This window comes from Glutamicibacter uratoxydans (genome assembly GCF_050753455.1).
Taxonomy (GTDB): domain Bacteria; phylum Actinomycetota; class Actinomycetes; order Actinomycetales; family Micrococcaceae; genus Glutamicibacter; species Glutamicibacter uratoxydans_A.
Genome location: NZ_CP192736.1, coordinates 2,876,310 through 2,894,873, shown reverse-complemented (window position 1 = coordinate 2,894,873; position 18,564 = coordinate 2,876,310). Strand labels below are relative to the sequence as shown.

The 18,564-nt window shown below is 56.5% G+C and carries 21 protein-coding genes and 1 riboswitch; of the genes, 13 read left to right on the top strand and 8 right to left on the bottom strand.

Annotated features, from left to right (window positions below; translation table 11 throughout):
• The first annotated feature begins 18 nt into the window (after positions 1–18).
• Both ACQQZ8_RS13405 and ACQQZ8_RS13400 read left to right on the top strand, forming a co-directional pair.
• On the top strand, positions 19–1,695 hold the full coding sequence (locus tag ACQQZ8_RS13405) for an L-lactate permease (RefSeq protein WP_431710300.1): 1,677 nt from the start codon (positions 19–21) through the stop codon (positions 1,693–1,695).
• 18 nt (positions 1,696–1,713) lie between these two features.
• Positions 1,714–2,424, top strand: coding sequence for a FadR/GntR family transcriptional regulator (locus ACQQZ8_RS13400; protein ID WP_431710299.1), 711 nt, complete (start codon positions 1,714–1,716; stop codon positions 2,422–2,424).
• A gap of 35 nt (positions 2,425–2,459) precedes the next feature.
• On the opposite strand, the gene ACQQZ8_RS13395 is transcribed toward ACQQZ8_RS13400, so the two are convergent.
• Positions 2,460–3,410 (bottom strand): GlxA family transcriptional regulator, encoded by a 951-nt coding sequence (locus tag ACQQZ8_RS13395; RefSeq protein ID WP_431710298.1) that lies wholly within the window; start codon positions 3,408–3,410, stop codon positions 2,460–2,462.
• A gap of 106 nt (positions 3,411–3,516) precedes the next feature.
• Here ACQQZ8_RS13395 and ACQQZ8_RS13390 point away from each other — a divergent pair, with 106 nt between their 5' ends.
• Positions 3,517–4,155 (top strand): HD domain-containing protein, encoded by a 639-nt coding sequence (locus tag ACQQZ8_RS13390; RefSeq protein WP_431710297.1) that lies wholly within the window; start codon positions 3,517–3,519, stop codon positions 4,153–4,155.
• A 1,038-nt stretch (positions 4,156–5,193) separates the two neighbouring features.
• Here ACQQZ8_RS13390 and ACQQZ8_RS13385 read toward each other — a convergent pair.
• The 5 genes from ACQQZ8_RS13385 to ACQQZ8_RS13365 all read right to left on the bottom strand — a co-directional run bounded on the left by ACQQZ8_RS13385 (position 5,194) and on the right by ACQQZ8_RS13365 (position 9,556).
• Positions 5,194–5,559 carry a hypothetical protein gene (locus tag ACQQZ8_RS13385; protein ID WP_431710296.1) on the bottom strand — a complete coding sequence of 122 codons (366 nt, stop codon included), beginning with the start codon at positions 5,557–5,559 and terminating at the stop codon, positions 5,194–5,196.
• 82 nt (positions 5,560–5,641) lie between these two features.
• On the bottom strand, positions 5,642–6,193 hold the full coding sequence (locus tag ACQQZ8_RS13380) for an OsmC family protein (RefSeq protein WP_431710295.1): 552 nt from the start codon (positions 6,191–6,193) through the stop codon (positions 5,642–5,644).
• Between the two features lie 30 nt (positions 6,194–6,223).
• Positions 6,224–6,346, bottom strand: a riboswitch (SAM riboswitch).
• Positions 6,347–6,570: 224 nt separating this feature from the next.
• Positions 6,571–7,029, bottom strand: coding sequence for a MarR family winged helix-turn-helix transcriptional regulator (locus tag ACQQZ8_RS13375; protein ID WP_431710294.1), 459 nt, complete (start codon positions 7,027–7,029; stop codon positions 6,571–6,573).
• 65 nt (positions 7,030–7,094) lie between these two features.
• Complete coding sequence (locus ACQQZ8_RS13370; protein WP_431710293.1) at positions 7,095–8,273, bottom strand: AI-2E family transporter; 1,179 nt, start codon at positions 8,271–8,273, stop codon at positions 7,095–7,097.
• Positions 8,274–9,229: 956 nt separating this feature from the next.
• Entirely contained in the window at positions 9,230–9,556 is a 327-nt protein-coding gene (locus tag ACQQZ8_RS13365; protein ID WP_431712199.1) for a DUF2252 family protein, read from the bottom strand.
• A 51-nt stretch (positions 9,557–9,607) separates the two neighbouring features.
• Between ACQQZ8_RS13365 and ACQQZ8_RS13360 the strand changes: the two genes are divergently transcribed.
• The 6 genes from ACQQZ8_RS13360 (at position 9,608) to ACQQZ8_RS13335 (ending at position 14,565) form a co-directional block, all read left to right on the top strand.
• The gene (locus ACQQZ8_RS13360; RefSeq protein ID WP_431710292.1) at positions 9,608–9,778 is read left to right on the top strand and encodes an iron chelate uptake ABC transporter family permease subunit; all 171 of its coding nucleotides are present in this window, start codon (positions 9,608–9,610) and stop codon (positions 9,776–9,778) included.
• A gap of 76 nt (positions 9,779–9,854) precedes the next feature.
• On the top strand, positions 9,855–10,886 hold the full coding sequence (locus ACQQZ8_RS13355) for a FecCD family ABC transporter permease (protein WP_431710291.1): 1,032 nt from the start codon (positions 9,855–9,857) through the stop codon (positions 10,884–10,886).
• A gap of 35 nt (positions 10,887–10,921) precedes the next feature.
• Positions 10,922–11,296 (top strand): non-heme iron oxygenase ferredoxin subunit, encoded by a 375-nt coding sequence (locus tag ACQQZ8_RS13350; protein ID WP_431710290.1) that lies wholly within the window; start codon positions 10,922–10,924, stop codon positions 11,294–11,296.
• Positions 11,297–12,430, top strand: a complete 1,134-nt coding sequence (locus ACQQZ8_RS13345) for an NAD(P)/FAD-dependent oxidoreductase (RefSeq protein ID WP_431710289.1) — start codon at positions 11,297–11,299, stop codon at positions 12,428–12,430.
• Positions 12,431–12,448: 18 nt separating this feature from the next.
• A complete protein-coding gene (locus ACQQZ8_RS13340; protein WP_431710288.1) occupies positions 12,449–13,696 on the top strand; it encodes an MFS transporter in 1,248 nt (415 codons plus the stop codon).
• A 380-nt stretch (positions 13,697–14,076) separates the two neighbouring features.
• Positions 14,077–14,565, top strand: a complete 489-nt coding sequence (locus ACQQZ8_RS13335) for an Lrp/AsnC family transcriptional regulator (protein WP_431710287.1) — start codon at positions 14,077–14,079, stop codon at positions 14,563–14,565.
• 55 nt (positions 14,566–14,620) lie between these two features.
• Here ACQQZ8_RS13335 and ACQQZ8_RS13330 read toward each other — a convergent pair whose 3' ends face one another.
• Complete coding sequence (locus ACQQZ8_RS13330) at positions 14,621–15,307, bottom strand: SDR family oxidoreductase (RefSeq protein WP_431710286.1); 687 nt, start codon at positions 15,305–15,307, stop codon at positions 14,621–14,623.
• A gap of 484 nt (positions 15,308–15,791) precedes the next feature.
• Here ACQQZ8_RS13330 and ACQQZ8_RS13325 point away from each other — a divergent pair, with 484 nt between their 5' ends.
• Entirely contained in the window at positions 15,792–16,163 is a 372-nt protein-coding gene (locus tag ACQQZ8_RS13325; RefSeq protein WP_431710285.1) for a hypothetical protein, read from the top strand.
• Between the two features lie 173 nt (positions 16,164–16,336).
• Complete coding sequence (locus tag ACQQZ8_RS13320) at positions 16,337–16,525, top strand: hypothetical protein (protein WP_431710284.1); 189 nt, start codon at positions 16,337–16,339, stop codon at positions 16,523–16,525.
• A 33-nt stretch (positions 16,526–16,558) separates the two neighbouring features.
• On the opposite strand, the gene ACQQZ8_RS13315 is transcribed toward ACQQZ8_RS13320, so the two are convergent.
• Positions 16,559–16,774, bottom strand: coding sequence for a hypothetical protein (locus ACQQZ8_RS13315; RefSeq protein ID WP_431710283.1), 216 nt, complete (start codon positions 16,772–16,774; stop codon positions 16,559–16,561).
• A 121-nt stretch (positions 16,775–16,895) separates the two neighbouring features.
• Here ACQQZ8_RS13315 and ACQQZ8_RS13310 point away from each other — a divergent pair, with 121 nt between their 5' ends.
• A complete protein-coding gene (locus tag ACQQZ8_RS13310; protein WP_431710282.1) occupies positions 16,896–17,300 on the top strand; it encodes a low molecular weight phosphatase family protein in 405 nt (134 codons plus the stop codon).
• Positions 17,301–17,374: 74 nt separating this feature from the next.
• Positions 17,375–18,523, top strand: a complete 1,149-nt coding sequence (locus tag ACQQZ8_RS13305) for an MFS transporter (RefSeq protein ID WP_431710281.1) — start codon at positions 17,375–17,377, stop codon at positions 18,521–18,523.
• Positions 18,524–18,564 lie beyond the last annotated feature (41 nt).

Sequence of the window (18,564 nt, the reverse complement as noted above, 5' to 3'; positions counted from 1 at the left end):
ACATAAGGACGCCCACACGTGTTTACACCATCAACTGAGCCGATTGCGGGAAGCGTGGCTATCTCCGCGCTGGTTGCACTCATTCCTTTGCTCACCTTCTTTGTCATGCTTGCCATCGTTAAGGTCAAGGCCCACTGGGCCGGTCTGACCTCGTTGGCTGTTGCGATTATCGTCGCGATCTTTGGTTGGCAGATGCCTGTCGGCCTTGCTCTGAACTCCGGAGCCATGGGTCTAGTTTTCGGAGCTTTCCCGATTGTCTGGATCGTGGTTATGGCGATCTGGCTTTACCAGGTCACTGTGATCTCCGGACGCTTCGAAGACCTGCGTCGCGTCTTTGACGTGATCGGCGGCGGCGATGTGCGTATCCAGGCCGTACTGATCGCCTTCTGCTTCGGCGGTTTGCTTGAAGCGCTGGCTGGATTTGGTGCCCCGGTAGCCATTACCGCCACCATGTTGCTAGCACTGGGTCTCTCACCCTTGCGCGCGGCTTGTGCCGTGTTGATTGCCAACACTGCGCCGGTAGCCTTTGGTGCGGTGGCTATCCCCATCACCACCGCTGGTGCACTGACCGGTATTCCAGCAACCGAGATCGGTGCTGTTGTCGGACATCAGTCCCCAGTTCTGGCACTGTTCGTTCCATCGATTCTGGTGCTGGTCATTGACGGATGGCGTGGTATGCGTCAGACCTTGCCGGCTACCTTGACCATTGGTATCTCCTTCGCCATAGCTCAGTGGCTGTGCGCGACCTATTTCTCCTACGAACTCACCGACATTGTCGCCGCATTGGTCGGCCTTGGTGTTGCCGTACTGCTGCTGCGCGTCTGGCGTCCAAAGGGCGTCGAAGAAGCTCGTCAGCGTATCCTCACCGCAGAAGCCTTGGCTATTCCGGTAGAAGAAAACAAGAAGCTGCACCCAGGCCGGACCTGGATGGCACTCTTCCCGTACATCTTGGTCATCATCATCTTCGGTGTGGCTAAGCTGTGGCGCCTCGGCGTGGACATTCCGGCAGCGCTGGCCGCCACTGACGTGAAGTTCGGCTGGCCAGGGCTACACAATGTGGTGGTTGACGCCAACGGTGAAGCTGTCTCTTCGACTATCTACAACTTCAACTGGCTCTCCACCCCGGGCACGTTGCTGCTGATCACCGGTTTGATTGTGGCGATCGTATATTCGAAGTACAACGACGGTGGTAAGTACGCCGTCACCGTGGGCAACGCCATCGTGGAAATTGGGCGCACCATCTACAACATGCGTTGGGCTGCCCTGACCATTCTGTCGGTACTTGGCTTGGCGTACGTCATGAACCTGTCGGGTCAGACCATCACCATTGGTACTTGGCTTGCCGGTACCGGCGCGGCCTTCGCCTTCCTGTCCCCAATCTTGGGCTGGATTGGCACCGCAGTGACCGGCTCGGACACCTCGGCCAACGCCCTGTTCGCTAAGCTGCAGCAGACCGCAGGTGTGAATGCAGGGATTGATCCGACCCTGCTGGTTGCCGCCAATACCTCCGGTGGTGTGGTCGGCAAGCTGATCTCCCCACAGAATCTGGCCATTGCTGCGACCGCGGTGAAGATGGACGGTCAGGAATCGGTGATCCTCAAGAAGGTGGCCGGTTGGTCCGTAGGCCTGCTTCTGGTGCTCTGTGTCCTGGTCTACTTGCAGTCGACACCGGTGCTTAGCTGGATGCTCCCGTAACGAGTAAACTGGCTTCTGATGTCTACTAATCCAGCGCCGCGCGCCTATCAGGTGGTTCTTGAAGCAATCGAGAATGAATTGCGCACCGGCAAACTGACGCTGGGGGACCAACTGCCTGGTGAGCGCGCGCTGGCCGAAGCTCATGGAATTTCCCGGGCTTCGGTGCGAGATGCCATCCGCATCCTCGATGTGATGGGTGTAGTGCGCACCTCCACCGGGTCCGGGCCGAATTCCGGGGCCGTGATTATCTCGAATCCGGCCGCAGGGCTTTCCCAAGCCCTGCGGTTACACGTGGCAGCCAAGGGAATCCAAGTCCGTGAGATCGTCGAATCCCGAATCCTCTTGGAAACCTGGGCCGCACAGATGGACCCGCGGGATCCTGCCTACGCCCAACGCGTGATTGACCGCACCGCGGTGCTGATCATGCGCATGGATGACCCGCAGCTTTCCCGCGACGAATTCCACCGCATCGATGCGGAGTTCCACGTGCTGCTCTCATCCATGGCCGGTAACGCGGTGGTGGAAGCAATGATGGAGTCACTGCGTCACTCGATCAGTGACTATGTGGCTGCAGCCATCCCGGATGATGAGACCTGGCAGCCGATCGCCAAAGTGCTGCGACGTCAGCACAAGGCCATCCACCGGGCCTTCGCCAGCGGCAATCGTGAACGGGCAGCTCACCTGCTCGAAGACCACATCACCTGGTTCTATAACCAGACCAGATTTTAAACATCCGCAGAGAACAACATCGAAGGCGCTTTGCCCTACCGAATGGTGGAGGCAAAGCGCCTTTTATATTCGCTCGGTGTAATACCAAGCTGGCGGGCGAATGCCCGGCGCAAGGTTTCATCGTTGCCGAATCCGCTGCGCTGGGCGGTTTCGGTAACGCTATGTCCGTCAAGAAGTAAGCGTTGTGAACGATCCAGCCGGATACGTTCTACCCAACGTGCGGGAGTGGAGTTCAATTCTGTGCGAAATAGCCGTGTGAGATGACGTTCGCTCACATGCGCAGTGGCCGCCATGGTGCTAAGTGAGTGCTCGGCAGCTGGCTGAGCAATAACTGATTGGGTAACTGACCGAAGAACCTCGCTCTTCGGGGACGAGAGTGCGAAACCACTGGCGAACTGTGCTTGGCCGCCGGGTCGATTCATGAATACCACCAATTCTTGGGCGATATTTCGGGCTGCCGCAGGCCCATGATCTTGTTCGATCAGCGCTAAGGTTAGATCGATCCCTGCGGTAATGCCCGCGGAGGTAAAGTAATTTTCATCTTGGCAATGAATGACATCATGCTCGACGCGCACCTGGGGGTAGCGTAGCGCCAACGTATCGGTATGGCGCCAGTGAGTTGTTGCGGTTCGTCCATCGAGTACCCCCAGTTCCGCTAAGACGAAAGCTCCAGTGCAGACCGAGGCGACTCTCTCGGCTCCCGGCAGCAGCTGGGATACCGCGTTCAACAGTTGCGGATCCACCGGCTGGACAGGTAAATGCGGACCTCCGGCCACCATCAAGGAATCAATTTTTCCCGCCTGTGTGGCCGCCACCGTTCCGGTGAGCTGTAACCCGGAAGATGTGGTCACCGGCCCACCATCCGGTGAAATCAGCGAAATTTGGTATGGCAGTCCATCTTTGGTTCCTTGCCCAAAGACGTCTCCTGGACCGCTGACATCAAGGAGGGTCACTCCATCGAAAACAACGATTCCAACATGATGCATGACGTCCTAAATTGAGGTTTTCTTGTCCATTTGGACATGGCTCATGACCATCGTATCAACCGAGAATTGATACATCAGGAGAAGAACCACTGAAAGGGTGTCAGTAATGGCCGAAACAATTGCTGGAATCGCCATTCCAGATAGTGCATTGGCACGAGAAACAACTGAACTGGTCCGTGAAGCAGCCAGTGACCTGGTATTCAACCACTCCCGTCGGGTGTACCTTTTTGGTGCACTACGCGGACAGGAGCAGGGACTGAAATACGATCCCGAGCTACTTTACGTTGGGGCAATGTTCCACGACATTGGATTGACCGAGAAATACCGCCGCACCGATCAACGGTTCGAGATTGACGGAGCCGATGAAGCCCGAAAGATGCTAGCGTCGCATGGAGTGACCGGCGAAGCCGCCGACACCGTTTGGGCAGCAATTGCATTGCACACCACCCCAGAAATTCCATTGCACATGGCTCCCGAAATCGCCTTGGTTACCCGCGGTGTTGAACTTGACGTTCTAGGAATCGGTTACGACGCGATCACGGAACAAGAGCGGGATGCTGTGACCAGTGTCCACCCTCGCCCAAACTTCAAAGAAGGTATCCTGGCTGCCTTCACCGAGGGTATTAAGGATCGTCCGGAAACGACGTTCGGCAATATTAAGGCCGACGTGTTGCAGCACTTCGTTCCTGGGTTCCAGCGGATGGACTTCGTGGAGATCATTAAACAAAACTCCTGGCCCGAGTAAGCCACAGTGCCTACTGGCTGATAGGGGTTGGCTCGCTGACCAAAACGAGTCAGCGAGCCAACCCACTCTTCGTTTGGTACAACTTTTGCCGAGGCGATTTGCGAGCCGTAGATAACTCCTAGAACTTCAGCGGCTGCGCCGCTTCGGGCGCTACGGACACTGTAGACCTCCAGTGCCGGTAGTCCCAGATTGTTGCCTCCTTGCACTACTTCGACGCCGAGCCGGACGCAGTGCAGGAAATTGAAAAATCCTCGAATTTCGGTATAAACCGTGACCACTCGGTGAAACCCGGGTAGCAGCCTTGAACGCGGACGGGGAAAGAAGCTGGGAGCATATGCGCCAAGTTCGAACCAAGTTCCTGCTGGAATGATGGTATCTGTTTGGCACAGTTCTCCCGCGCCGACCACGGTGGAATCGATTTCCAAGCCAGAGGTTTCGGATGACGCCGCCTTAATTTCCCTGAGCCACTGACTCAGGCGTTCTAACGGCATAGCGGAAAAGCCACGATTCACTTCCTGGAGCCGACGAACCACTACAGGTCCAAGGATTCGGCGCCGAAAGCTAGGTCGGGTAATACCGATCGGGATGACAGGGCTGGTGCGTTTCGCCGCGCGGCCGATGCAGATCCGAAATACCAAGCAAGTGCTTTTGGTAGGTGACTTCAGCTCCTACCCGGCCGAAGAACCGCACAGGAGCTTGACGCAGCCGTGCAGGTGAATCTTGCCTGGAGTGTGAAGAGCTGACATCTCTTCGGTGGAGCATCTGGTTCTCGCCGAGCACTTTTGCTTGTTCAAAGTCATCGCGGCCAAGACCACCGGGGAAGCCAACGGGATACCTAGGCCACGGAAGCTGCGGCCTAAGAGCCCAGCAGTTACTACAGCAATATCACCTAGCTGGTCTCCAGCCACGCAGAGCGCCGCTTTAAGTGGGTGATCCCGTTGCCCCTTTCCACCGGAGCAACGGGATCATTTGAATTCTCACAGGGTCAACATTAGGGACTTAACCCACGGTTGGCCCGAGGAGGACACTTTTCACCGATTAGGGCAACTCATCGACAATGCCGAACATCCGTGCCGAAATTCCCTGATACTCCGCACGAATCTTCCCGGATTCGAGTTTAGGTAGCTGCGCTGGCGAATGCTCTGCGCAGTGCACAAAATCGAAGTCCGGCCACCATTTCTTGGGGCGTTCATACTCACTGAACCCGCACACAGCACAGGTCAGTTCCATCCATACGGGACGGCCACCGGCCCTACGGTTGGACCGGGACTGAACCAGCCAAGCCGGTGGATTAGCATTCAGTGCAGCGAATTCTTTTTCACTTAGGCGTGAAGGAATGCCATGGCGTTTGGCCATTTCTAGGGGAATATCCAGCGCAATCGCGGCGTCTCTACGAGTCATCATCGTCATCTAGCCTAGATGATCTTCCGGGTTTTCTCGCAGTAGGCAGATACGATCTGGCCCAAAACCGTGCTGGTTTTGGTGCTTATGCCTTTGCAGTCACGGTGACGGTAGTCTGCACCGGCACCGGGTTCTTGAAGATATCCAGCACCGGGCAGCGCTCGTCCACTACCCGTTGCAGTTCGGTATAACGCTCAGCAGTTTCCGGGCCGCTGATCTTCACCTCGAGCCGGACATCGGAAAATCCGGGGCGCACTGATTTATCGGCGCCGAATAGACCATGAACGTCAAGATCCCCGTTGGCGGTGATGGAAATATCGTCTACCTGGATCCCCAACTGCTGGGCATAGAGCCGGTACACCACGATTTGGCAGGAAATTAAAGCGCCTAGGGCGTACTCCACCGGACTGGCGTCAAGGTCATCTCCGGCTAAGGGCGCTGGTTCATCCACCTGAAAGGTATGCTTGCCTGCCGTGATGGTACTGGCCACCGATCCAATTCCTTCGCCGGTGGCTCGAAAAGTCAGCCGTCCGTTGGATGGATCCTTGGCTAATTGGTCGGCCCAAGCTGAACCGGCCTGCTTCAGACGCTGTGCGCGGTCTTCTGCTACGGAAAGCGTGGTTGGTGCGTTCGACATGGGGATCGTTCCCCTTTCTGGCGCGAGGGGCGCCATCGCTTACATCCCTGACCTTCAGGAATGTCGAATCATCACCTGGGGCACCCCGCACAATGACGCGAATAGGGTTGCCGTCCAACCAGCCAGGGCTGCAAGTGGTTGGAACTCGTGATTCAGTGCTTCTTTTCTACCAAGGGTGGATCGCTTGGTAAATCGTGGGCTTCACGCCACGTCATTTAAGCACGTTGCAGGATGCGCCCCCGAAGTTCCTGGGGGTGCCAAGGACATGTGAACGGGGAAGTAGGTGCCCAACCGCTACAAAATTCCGCAGTTGCGCCTGGGCCAACCCATGGCTGGAAACCAATCAGGCGTGTTCCGGTGCCGGGCTGACATGCGGCCTAGGCTGAAGCTTCGGTCTCGTCGAAACTGACGTTATCATTCAGTCGGTGAAGTAATTCGGTGAAGCGTTGTACGTCATCGGCGCTCCACTCGTTCAGACGGTCGTGCAGGCGTTGCCGAAGTGATTGACCGCTACTGATCCAGGCCTGTCTGGCTTTATTGGTGATTGACACCAATTGTGCCCGACCATCGTTCGGGTCGGTGGTTCGGCTGATCAACCCGAAGGATTCGAGTTGTTTGACCAGTCGAGAGATGGTGGCTTTATCAAGTTGCAAAGCCTCAGCGAGATAACCCTGCTGTTGGGCATCATCACGAATCAGAATCGACAGGATCCGGTATCCCGGGGCTTGCAAATCCGGGTGGATTTCTTTAGCGCGCCGCAAGATAGTGTGCCGGGCATGCAAGAGCACCGCGGTGAACTCGGCTTCTAAAGCATTAAGTAAATCTTCATCGTGCATATGCTACATATTAGTTTTTCGGCCCTGTGATCACGAGTTTGCGACTTTCAAAAGGCAAGCGTTTCTTATAATGCGGTGGTTTTAGCGTCCTGCAGTGGAATCAGCACCTGCTTGATGATCAGGATAATTGAGGCGGTAATCGGTACGGCAACCAACGCCCCGAGCAGCCCTAGCAATGTGCCGCCGACCAATGCGCCGATCACCACCAGGGCCCCGGGGACGGCGACGCTACGGTTCATAATTCGTGGGGTGAGTAGATAGGCCTCGAGCTGCATGTAGATGAAGTAGATAACTGCAAAGAGCAGCGCGTCCATGGGCGAATGGAACAGTGCCACTACCGTGCCGATAGCCCAGAACAAAACGGTACCGATCAGCGGAATTAAGGTGATGAAGAATGCGGTGACGGCCATCAGTGGTGGGAAGGCGAGTCCCAGGATAAGAGACAAGGTACCGACAAGGAGTGAATTCATTAGCGCCAGGATGGTCATGCCACCTAAATAGTCGCCTACCGAATGGCTGATCTGGTCTATCAGGTTGGCGGTCCGGGCGCGTTCGTAGGCTGGGAACAAACGCACCATAGCCTGCTTCATTGGTTCTAACGAAGCAAGGAAATACAGGCTAAGCACCAACACGATCAATGTCCCGGAAAGTACGTTGCCAATGCCGATGCCCACTTGCAGAGCACCGCCGGCTAAGGCCAGCAGGTTTGCTGGATTGCTGACGAAAGCAGCAATGGTTGCCAACGCATCAGTGGCTTGTTGCCCGTAGTTCTCGGTTACCCAGAGGAAGATATCGGATCTCTGCACATCGGTGACGATCTGTGGGATTGAACCGACGAAACTTGTTAACTGCTGTACCACCACCGGGGCGATCAATAGCGTTATACCGGTGACCAAGAGTAGGAAAACAACATATACCAGCCCAATCCCTAGCGGCCTTTTCATGCCGTGGCGTTGCAACCAGCGCACAATCGGATCCAGACCTAAGGCAATAAACAGCGCCAAAGCGATATAGATCAGAATCGTGCTGATCCGGCCTAAGGCAAAGGCAAACCCCAGGGCGGTGAGACCACCCAAGGTAATGAAAAGCCCCAGCTTGAACGGACGGGAAATGCTGGAACGGATTTGAGCTGTTTCTCGGGAGGCTGGGGCAGCGGAAGGGGGATCGGATGGGGCCGCTGGCTCCGGAGGTTCCGGCAGCGAAACCGGTGAATCGCCAGAGACAGGGTCGGTCTGTTCACTCATGGCACGGTGTCCTTCCGGCTAGGTCGGTCTGTAAGGACCAAATCCGCGGTGCGAGGCTTCTGAGTCGAAGACTAACACGAGCGAAACATCATCACGCAGGGAACTATGCCTTGGGAATCGCGACCCCTGTTGTGCTGCGGTTGATGGGCTGGCCCACCCTCATCGTGTGCACTCGGGGTTATCGGTCCCGTGTCTGGCCCCCTGTTTGCGCGCGGCAGTATCTTTCACTGTCGAGGACACAATCATATGGAACCTGTGATTATCCGTAGCGGAAAACTGACGTACCGCTCGAACCTCGCTGGCAGTTTTCGTTCCGGTTTGTCACACCTTGCTCTTGCGGAGAGCCTGTTCTCGACCGCTTCGCCGTCACGGAAGGACATTTGCTAGGGCGCGGTTTTCTCGGAAGAAACCCTCGGCCCCGGTGCGTCCGCTGAATCCGTTTGTTGCGACGCCGGAGCAGGAAGCTGCGCGGCGTGAAAGGCAGTCCGTGCAGGCTAATACAGCGGAGTCTTTGCGTCTGGTTTATGATCCGTGCGGGAGCCAGCCAAGGGTGGAACACCCGCTCACGAAACGGGTTTTCCTGTCCTTGTCGGATCAGGAAAACGAGCAGCTGACCGGGCCCGCGCAGGGGCGGGGTGTCGGTGTTGGGCGCGATTTACCTTCGGAGTGAAGATACTGACCTGCAAGCGGATGGAGGTTTGCGCGACCTCAGGCTCACCGAAGACAAAAGTGACGCGAGGTTCCTACATCGCCTAGAGGACAACTACGATCTGGACATTACCTCCGCGAACGTTGCCAGCTGGCCAGCCACCATCGAACAGAATCGCTATGGCAGCGTAACGGCTAGTGCTGAGCCTATGATCTTTCCGTTGCGCTTCCCCTCCCGGAGGTGTCTCTTCAACAGGGAGAGACACTCCCCGAGCTTTTCGTATTGTCCTGTTCTCCAGCGGAACGGACTAAACAGAGAAACGACCCGCAGCTACTGCATTCACCAGCAAGTTGTAGTCCGCGTGCGACTGCTGTGCGTAACTGACCGCCCATCGCGCCATGGCATGATCGAAGCTTTCGCCGGAGCCTAAATATCCCGCAATGAATGCGGCGTTGGGGCTCTGAGCATGGGCTCTGGCCAAGGTCACAGCACAGGCGCGCACGTAGTCCAAAAATGTCTGTGAGGCCAGAGACTCTAGGTCGAAGGACACGTTGTGGTCGCGGAACTGGCGGATGTAGTAGGCTCGGTCATCCAGCGTCACGAATCCCAAGAATGGATCCGAAACCGCCTGCAGGATCCGTTGGCTGGCTGTGACTCGGAACCCGGGTTCCCGGCGGTGATAGCGGTGTCTGGTCTGTTGGGGGCCACGTTGCTACTGGTGGCAGACACGGTTGGACGCCTTGTGCTGGCCAGTGGGGAACTTTCCGTAGGGATCGTCCTTTCGGTGATTGGTGCCCCGATATTTATCTTCCTAGCCCGCTCCCTGAAACGAGAACGAGCTCATGCCCAGAATTGAGAGTATGACCCTCGTGCAGGATCCGGCCACGAGTTTAGCCTCTAGACCCGAGCAAAGGGGGAGCGCTGAGCCCGTGATGGTTCCTAACCGATTTTCGGACAAGCACTGGCGTCGGGCTCTGTGTTGGCTACTGCTATCACTAGCCGGGGTACTGTTGGCGGTTAATGCGCTGGGGCTGGGCGTCGATGTCCGGGTGTGGTGCGCGGTGCTCGAGGGCAGCGCGGATCCCGGAACCATGTTCCTGATCCGTGATCTGCGCGGCCCACGCGCGGTCGCGGCGATTCTGGTCGGTGTGGGATTCGGTGTGTCCGGGGCGATTACCCAAGCGGTGCTGCGCAATGTGCTGGCCAGCCCCGACATTATCGGGGTGACGGCCGGGGCTAGTCTGGGTGCGGTGATCTCCATCGTCGGTGCCTCCAGCATCCCGGCGATCCTCTTACTTGGTGCTTGGCGATTGCCGATCGCTGCAGCCTTCGGTGCACTCATTGCGGGGGTGGCAGTCTTAGCCTTTTCCTACCGCGGAAGTCTCAGCTCCTTCAGACTGGTACTGGTCGGTTTGGGAGTGAACGCCGGGCTCGGCGCCGGGGTTTCCTGGTTACTCTTGCGCGCCGAACTTCCGGATCTGAATAGCGCCCTGGTCTGGTTGACCGGAAGTTTGTCGTTGGCCACCTGGACGGTGATTGTTCCGGCCGGGAGCATCATTCTGCTCGGGGGGATACTTGCCGTGCTACTGTGTGCCCGTTGGCTAGGGGTCCTGCAACTAGGTGATGATTTGGCTCGTAGCCTCGGGGTACGCGTGCAAGGGGCGAGCCTGAGTCTATTGGGGATTTCGGTGCTCATCGCCGGAGCCGCTGTAGCCATTGCCGGTCCGGTTGGTTTTATCGCCTTTGTCGCACCACAGCTAGCGCAACGACTCTTCGGCCACACGCACCCAGAACCCGCACCAGCCGCACTGACCGGTGCAGTATTGATGCTGCTGGCGGATCTGCTGGGCAAGACCCTGTTCCCAGTCGCGTTGCCGGTGGGCTTGGTGACCTCGATGGCTGGGGCACCGTTCTTGGCGTGGGTGCTATTGAGCATGTCCTGCAAATTCCGTGCCGGATCCTAAAACCTTGGACAGGTGAGCCGCTAGATAGCTTGACGGTGCCCGAAAATGACATGATGAAAACCGAAGTATTCATGAAGTTTGAGGAGAAGTCCGTGAAGTACACCGTAGGCCCGGCATCAGATCTTGCTGAGGGCGAAGCGCTTAAAGTTGAAGCCAGTGACAGCGGTGCCAGCGAAGATATTGCGATCTTTCACGCGGAAGATGGAAGCTTCTACGCCTTGCAGGATGAATGCACCCACGAAGTCGCCTCGCTATCCGAGGGGTGGATTGAGGGGTGCGAGGTCGAATGCCCCATCCACGCCTCACGCTTTAACCTGAAGACCGGAAAAGTGCTATGCCTGCCGGCCTACGTTGACGCCCGCACCTATCACGTGGAGGTTGTTGACGGGATGCTGGAGCTGACCTTCTAAATGGCCTCGGTACAGATCCTCGGTGCCGGAGTGGCCGGATTCGCTCTGGCTCGCGAGTTAGTTCAGGCGGGCTATGACGGGCAGATCGTGCTCAATGACCCGCAAGGTTTACCCTATGATCGCCCACCACTGAGTAAGAGTCTGGAACGCGTGCCGTTCGCCCCGCCGCAATGGTTCGCACAGCATTCCATTGAGCTACGTGACGAGCTGATCGAAACCCCACCGCTGCCTACCTCAAAGGAAGACTGGCTGGTGCTGGCTACCGGCACCACACCGCTGGCCTTGAATGTGCCGGGCGCCGAAAACGCCAAGGTGATTCACACGGCTAGCGTTGCCGAAGAATTGGCGCAAAAGCTGTCCTTCGGTGCCTTCGGAACCCACGCGGTGGTTATCGGAGCAGGGCTGATCGGTGCAGAATTCGCTGCCGCGGCCCGCCAATTCGGTGCCACGGTCACATTGATCAGCAACCAGGAGCTCCCCGCCCAGAAAGCCTTCGGCCCGGCGCTGGCGCGCCAGCTCCATGAGGACCACCGGATCGGAGGAATCCGACTGATCACCGGGCAAGTGCAGAACATCACCGAGCATACGGTGCGGGTCAATGACGAAGAACTGGAAGCAGACATTATTGTCAGCGCCATCGGTGTGACACCTAATGTGCAGGTAGCCCAGCAACTGGGCGTGAGAACCGACGACGGAATCCTCGTCGATCAACACCAACGTACCAACCTGCCACAGGTCTTGGCCGTTGGGGATGTCACCCGGCACCCTGGGGAACGAGCCTACCGACACTGGGAACACGCCATCGAAGATGCACAGATTGCCGCGAGCACCATCATGGCCACTCCCACTGTTCAGCGTCAAACCCCTTGGTTCTGGTCCGACCGGCACGAGAGCCATATCGAAGTGGTAGGGGACTTTAGCAGAGCCAAGTACAGCGTGGAACGGTTGAACTGGCAGGAGCGAATCCAAATCTCCTTTGGCCTGAACGATCAAGGCCAACTGGTCGCCGCTGCGCTCGCCGACCCCGGTCAGGACAGTGACATCATGCGAGAATTGATCGCACATGGACGCTCACCAAATCATAGTGACCTGCAGAATCCGCGGATTTCCCTGCGGGATCTGGGACAGAGTTAGTTAAGGGATAGCCAACACATGGATTCTCATAACGCAGTTGAAGCGTTGCGAACCCCTCGCGCGCGCGTCACCGCGGGGTGGATCGCCGCGGTGCTGATCGTACACATCGGGATCAACGTCGGATTCTTCGCACCTATTCAAGTACTGCTGGGATTGCACTCTGAGGCGATTACTCCGCAGCAGAAAAATGCTACTCTCTCGCTGGTCACCGGTGTTGGTGCGGCCGTATCAATGATTGCAAACCCGCTCTTTGGCGCGTTGAGCGATCGAACCACCTCACGCTTTGGTCGGCGTATCCCGTGGATTGTTGCTGGAACCTTGGGTGGAGCGCTGGCTTTACTTCTCATGTCTACCGCACATACGGTGAGCCTGCTAGTGGTGGGGTGGGCTTTGATGCAAGCCGCAGGTAACGCCGCGCTCGCCGCGGTATTGGCGGTGGTGCCCGATAAAGTCCCGGTCGAACAGCGCGGCACGGTTGGTGGGCTCGTTGCCCTCGGTCAGACCGTTGGTATCCTCATTGGTGCCGGCATCGGTATGGTGGCCGCCAGTGACCTAGTCTTTGGATATGCCATTGTCGCCGTAGTCATTGCCCTGTGCTCGATACCGTTCGTCCTGCTGCGCCAAGATGTCGTGTTGCCAGCACAGGAACGCGAACCTTTCGCCTGGGTCAGCTTCCTCAAAGGGTTCTGGATTAGCCCGAAGCAGTACCCGGACTTTGGCTGGGCCTGGATCACCCGCTTCCTGCTGTATCTCTCTAGCCAACTTTTCTTGGTCTATCTTTTATTTTTCCTGCAAGACGAACTGCACCATCCACAACCGGCAACCGGTGTATTGGTGCTTTCTAGCGTCTATGCCGGGTTTGTGATCCTGTCCTCGGTGGTGGCCGGAAGGCTTTCGGACCGGGACGGTAAGCGCAAACGCTACGTGTTGATTTCCGCAGTGATCACCGCCGCAGCTGCCCTGCTGATGGCGGCGGCTCCGAACTTTGCGGTGGCTATCGGTGGCGCGGTCCTCTTAGGCATCGGTTTTGGGGCATTCCTGGCGGTGGACTACGCGCTGCTCACCCAAGTATTGCCACATGCCGATTCGCGAGCCAAGGATCTGGGCGTCATCAACGTTGCTAACTCACTGCCGCAGGTCTTTGCCCCCTTGATCGCCTGGCTTTCGGTGTCTTGGTTAGGCGGGTACGCCACCTTGTTCATCTGTGCTGCGGTGGTTGCCTTGGCCGGTGGCCTCTTAGTCAACAGGATCAAGATGGTGGCTTAGGTCGGGCGCAGCAAATATCAAGCAGTACTTCGCAAGTCGATTTTCCTCAACGCTCAAGGACTGCTGGGGTGCAATCTGCGGTCACTGCCCACGGCGCGATGACGTGGCTGCCCTTCCCTAAGCATCTGCCAGCCGGGGCTGTGAGATCCGTGGTTTGGGCATGAATTTATACCATTGGGGGGATGACCGTGCTTTATGCGTGGATTGCTTTAGATTGGCCCAGACTACTTCTCTGAGCGGTGATCGTTGGTACTCTATTGTGGTTTTTAGTTCGCTATCGGACGCGTGTTGCGAAGGTGGTTGGCCGCGGGAGATCTCCTCAATGCCCGGGGCATCGAACCTGATCTTGGGCGTAAAGAGAGTCGGAAAGGACTTTTCAGATGACAGATTCGCTGGCACCATCCGAAAACAAGAAGGCACAACTGGATGAGCTTGACCGTAAGCTTTTGAAGCTTTTGTCGCAAAACTCGCGGCGAACCAACAACTCGTTGGCTGAGGAGCTGGGCATTGCGGCTTCTACCTGTTTGGCCAGAATGAATCAGCTCCGTGAGTCGGGGGTGATTTCCCGCTTTACGATCGAAGTCGATCCACAGGTGCTGGGACGTGAACTCGAAGCGCTGATCTTTGTGCGCATCCGTCCGGGGGCACGCCATTTGATGTCATCTTTTGCCCAAGAAATGCGACTAAAACCCGGGGTACGTCAGCTGTTCTTTCTCGGTGGGGCCGATGACTTTGTGCTTCACGTGGCGGTACGGAACTCTGCCGATGTACGACAGTTCGTGCTGGATTACTTGTCCTCGAACCCGGCTGTCGCCACAACGCAAACCTCGCTGGTCTTTGAACACAGCACCGGCAACGCAGAATACTAGCGGGGAATGTAAATTCGTCAGGGAGTGCTGATTCGCCGCTAGTCATCTGGCCGAGCTAGGAGAAGATCTTGGTGATGGGGGTCTGCCCATCATAGAAATTCACGGTTTGGCGGATTGCGCTGTCATTGGCCAGAACATGCGCAATCACCTCAGCCACGTTTTCTCGTGCGGTGTCCGCGTCACTGCCCGAAGGCTGTTTACCGGCAATGCGTCCCTGATTATCCACTAGAGTGAGCTTGTAGGTCGCGGGATCCAATGTCAGCATGCCCGGACCCAAAATGGTGTAGTCCAAGCTTGTGGAACGCAGATGTTCGTTTGCATCATGCTTCGCCTTGGCATAGGCATAAAACGAGTCCGCGGGGTCTAAGGAATTTACATCTACTGAAGCGCGGCTGTAGGAAACCATCACATAGCGGCGCACGCCGGCTTGTTTAGCGGCCTCCATGGTTCGTACGGCCGCCTCGTAATCTACGGCGTTGGTCCGGGCAGGGTTACCGCCGCCTGCGCCGGCCGAGAATACTACCGCGCTAGCGCCGCTGAATACTCCGGCTAAAGCGTCGGTGTCCGCCTGCTCGATGTCCAACTCGACCGGAGTGGCGCCCACGGCGGTAATTTCCTTGGCATGCTCCGGATTGCGAATCAACGAATGGACCTCGAAGCCTTCTCGCACTAGCCGCGGAGCAGTAAGCAAAGCGACCTTTCCATGTCCGCCAACAATCACAACGCGTCGTGTTTCGGCCATGTCTGTCCTCCTTGTTGTTTGTTTACACCATCTGGCATAACAAGAGATCAACAGCTGATATTCCATAACGGCGCAATCTCAAGATCGCGCCGGAAAGTAACTGTAGCCCTAGCTTGGACGCTACCGTTTGCTGGCAAGCTAGACAAGGGCTCAGTCATCCACAGTGAGCTGTTTAGTGAAGAGCAACCCCCGGAAAAAGATCTATCGACAGTGAATTGGAACGTACGATCTGAATTAAAAAATATGACAAAGTCTCATCTAATCCGCATTTATTTACACTTAAAGTTCACGAGATTTTTTGGTTCTAGGTGCGGGGTCTTGGGTATCTCATGTGTCCTGAATCATTGACTTGACCGCGGAATGATGCAGTTTCTGTCACATGTGGCTGTGAGGTTGTGAACTTATCTCCGGTATTTGTAATAGGGGGAGAAAAGGGCTGTTAGGTTTGAATTATTCCACCCGACTTTCATGAAGGAGCAGCACGATGAGTTCGATTCCGCTCGGTGAAGACATTCTTTTAGCCCGTCACGGTGCTAACATCGTCAAGCTTCGTCAGGATCGCCGGAACCGTCAGACTGTGGCCCTGTTGAAAGATGGTGCAACTGACACCGCCTCCAACGAGCTGGAAGTTGCAGTATTAAGCCCAGCTGCGTCGATGAGTCGCGGGGTGCGATCGTACCTCAACGATGACGCACCAGTGAAGCGATCCGAGGTTCGCTCTTTGGCGAAAATCTCTTTGGGATTCAGCGCTATCACCGGTGTCGTCTTTGGTGCGCTTCTACTCATTACCTACCGGATCGGTGGCAACGAATTGTTAGAAAACATGAGCACCGCCTACAGCCAGTACCCAATGTAAGGTCAGGCGAGCGCCTATACGGCGGCGTGAGCTGGGCAGAGCATCTATGCTCTGCCCCTTTTTCATTCCCCAAACTCAAGGTTGCCTCACGCGGCTCAAACCTGAATCACACCCTCGTATTTCCCGCGTAATCCGCATAGGATGTCCTGCAATCGGACATTGAGGAGAACCCTATGCGTTTCGTTTTCGAAGTAAATTTTGACTCCGAGGCCATGGCGTCACAACCGCTTGAGGAATTGCAACAGATCTTGCAGCACTGGGCCAAAAACCTGCAGCTCTATCCCATGGAGCCCGGAGCGCAAGAAGATATTTTCGATTCGAATATGGACGCCGTGGGTGAATGGGCGATTCTCGACGAATGACCACCACCCCTTCCTTCAGATGTTGGCTGCTAGCTAACGGCGAACTGAGAACCTGCCGACTAGATAGCCGATAATCAAGGTTCCCAAGATCACCGACCAGAGCGGTGCAGCTGTGTGGAAGAAGAAGATCTGCACGCGGACTCGATAAAGATTCTGCAGAATAAAGATTCCCGCGGCAATGAGCAAAGCTACGGCGGCCCACTGGCGTGCCGTGAAGCCGAGAAGGGCACGAGGCTTGTTTTCTTTCATGGGATCCATCCTGCCAGTTACCTATCACTATTCAACGATCAGCTGACGGTTCAGGTAGCTAGGAACGCAATCTGCACTTCACCCGCTGCCGATCTCGGGCCAAGGGTGATTCAATGTTCCTATGGGTAGCTCAGTTCTTTTTATTTGTTCTCGAAATTCCGGTAAATCCCAGATGGCCGCTGCGCTGATGACGCATCTGACCGAAGGGAAAATTATCGGCTATTCAGCGGGAACCAAACCAGGAGAAGCGGTCAATCCCGAATCCTTGGAAGTGATCACCGAAGCGGGCGTCGATATGACTCAAGCTCATCCCAAAGAAATCGACCCGGCAATAGTCGAACAGGTTGATCGGGTGGTCATCCTTGGAAGTGAAGCCCACCCCGTTTTTGGGGAATCAGTGCGCACCGAACGGTGGCTCATCAGTGAGCCGAGCGATGAGGGGCATACCGGGCTAGAACGAATGCGACGGATCCGCGATGAAATCGCTGAACGAGTCCGCGCGCTGAGCTACGAATTGGAGAAGTAAAAATTTCCTCGCCCACACAGACAACATCGACCCGAGCCCGAGGCTCATGGTGGTTTCCTGGTATATGTCTGGTCTTGACCGGTTGGTGTGCCAACCAGTACGTTTCACTCATTGGGTGGTACCAGCAAAATCGTGAACTTAGTGAGTTTTCGGCATTTCTTGTGCTGACCAGTTACATCATTGGGCTGTTGCCCATGCTGGTTTTCGGAGGCTCTTGGGCCGATAAGCTCGGCCGTAAGCTCTTTACCCTCCTCGCCCTGATCGCCTCGATCTGTGGATCCGGGATGCTGATCCTCGGTGCCGAAGCACATTTATGGCTACATGCCGGACGGGTATTGACCGGTATCGGGATGGGGCTTGCTATGGTGGCGGCTACCAGTTGGATCAAAGAAATCTTTGCGGGTCCCGGTGGTGCAGTGCGTGCCGGGGTATGCACATCAGTGGGTTTCGCGCTCGGCCCGGTTATTTCTGGAGCGCTGGTCGGGATCACCAGCAGTCCCGAACTGGCTTATCTCGTGCATGCAATTACTTCCTTGGCCTGGCTGGTACTGATCTTCTTCCAGCCGGAAGCACCCCGGCGGGTGTTGACCAGTAGCCAGACTGGGGCCACTACCCCCGAGAATCTTCAGATCTTCCGTCGTGTGGTGCTCCCTATGGCACCGTGGGTGTTTGGGCTGGCTACCAGCGGGTTCGCGGTGGTCACCGCGCTCACCGGACGTGGTGAGGGCTCAGGCCTGCTGTTCTCTACCGTCACGGTGGCTTTGACTATGGGGCTCGGTGCATTAATTCAACCCATTGCTCGTCGCTGGGACCGTCCACGCAGCGCCAAACTCCTCCTGATCGGCCTGGGAGTGGCGCTAAGTGCCTATCTGGTTATGATCCCGGTTGCGCTCACCGGGTCTGCCACCTTGGGATTGCTCGCCTCGGGATTGGCGGGATGTGCCAACGGAATTCTTTTGCTCGGTGGATTAGGACAGGTACTTACCTTGGCCGGGCCAGCCGAGATTGGAAAACTCACCGGACGCTTCTACTCGGTCTGCTACATCGGGTTTTTGATCCCAAATGTTCTCTCACTCTGGCGCTATCAGTTCCAGCCGGTATATTTCATCGGGCTGTTGTTCCTCTTGTGCTCGATCAGTCTGTTATGTGTCTTGAAGAATCGACACTTGTTGAAAAACCGCCAAGATCACGTGATTGTCACTGGCCAAGTCGCGGAACACTGACTAGGCTAGGGTGGTCGAACATGGCCCCGTTAGAACCAGCC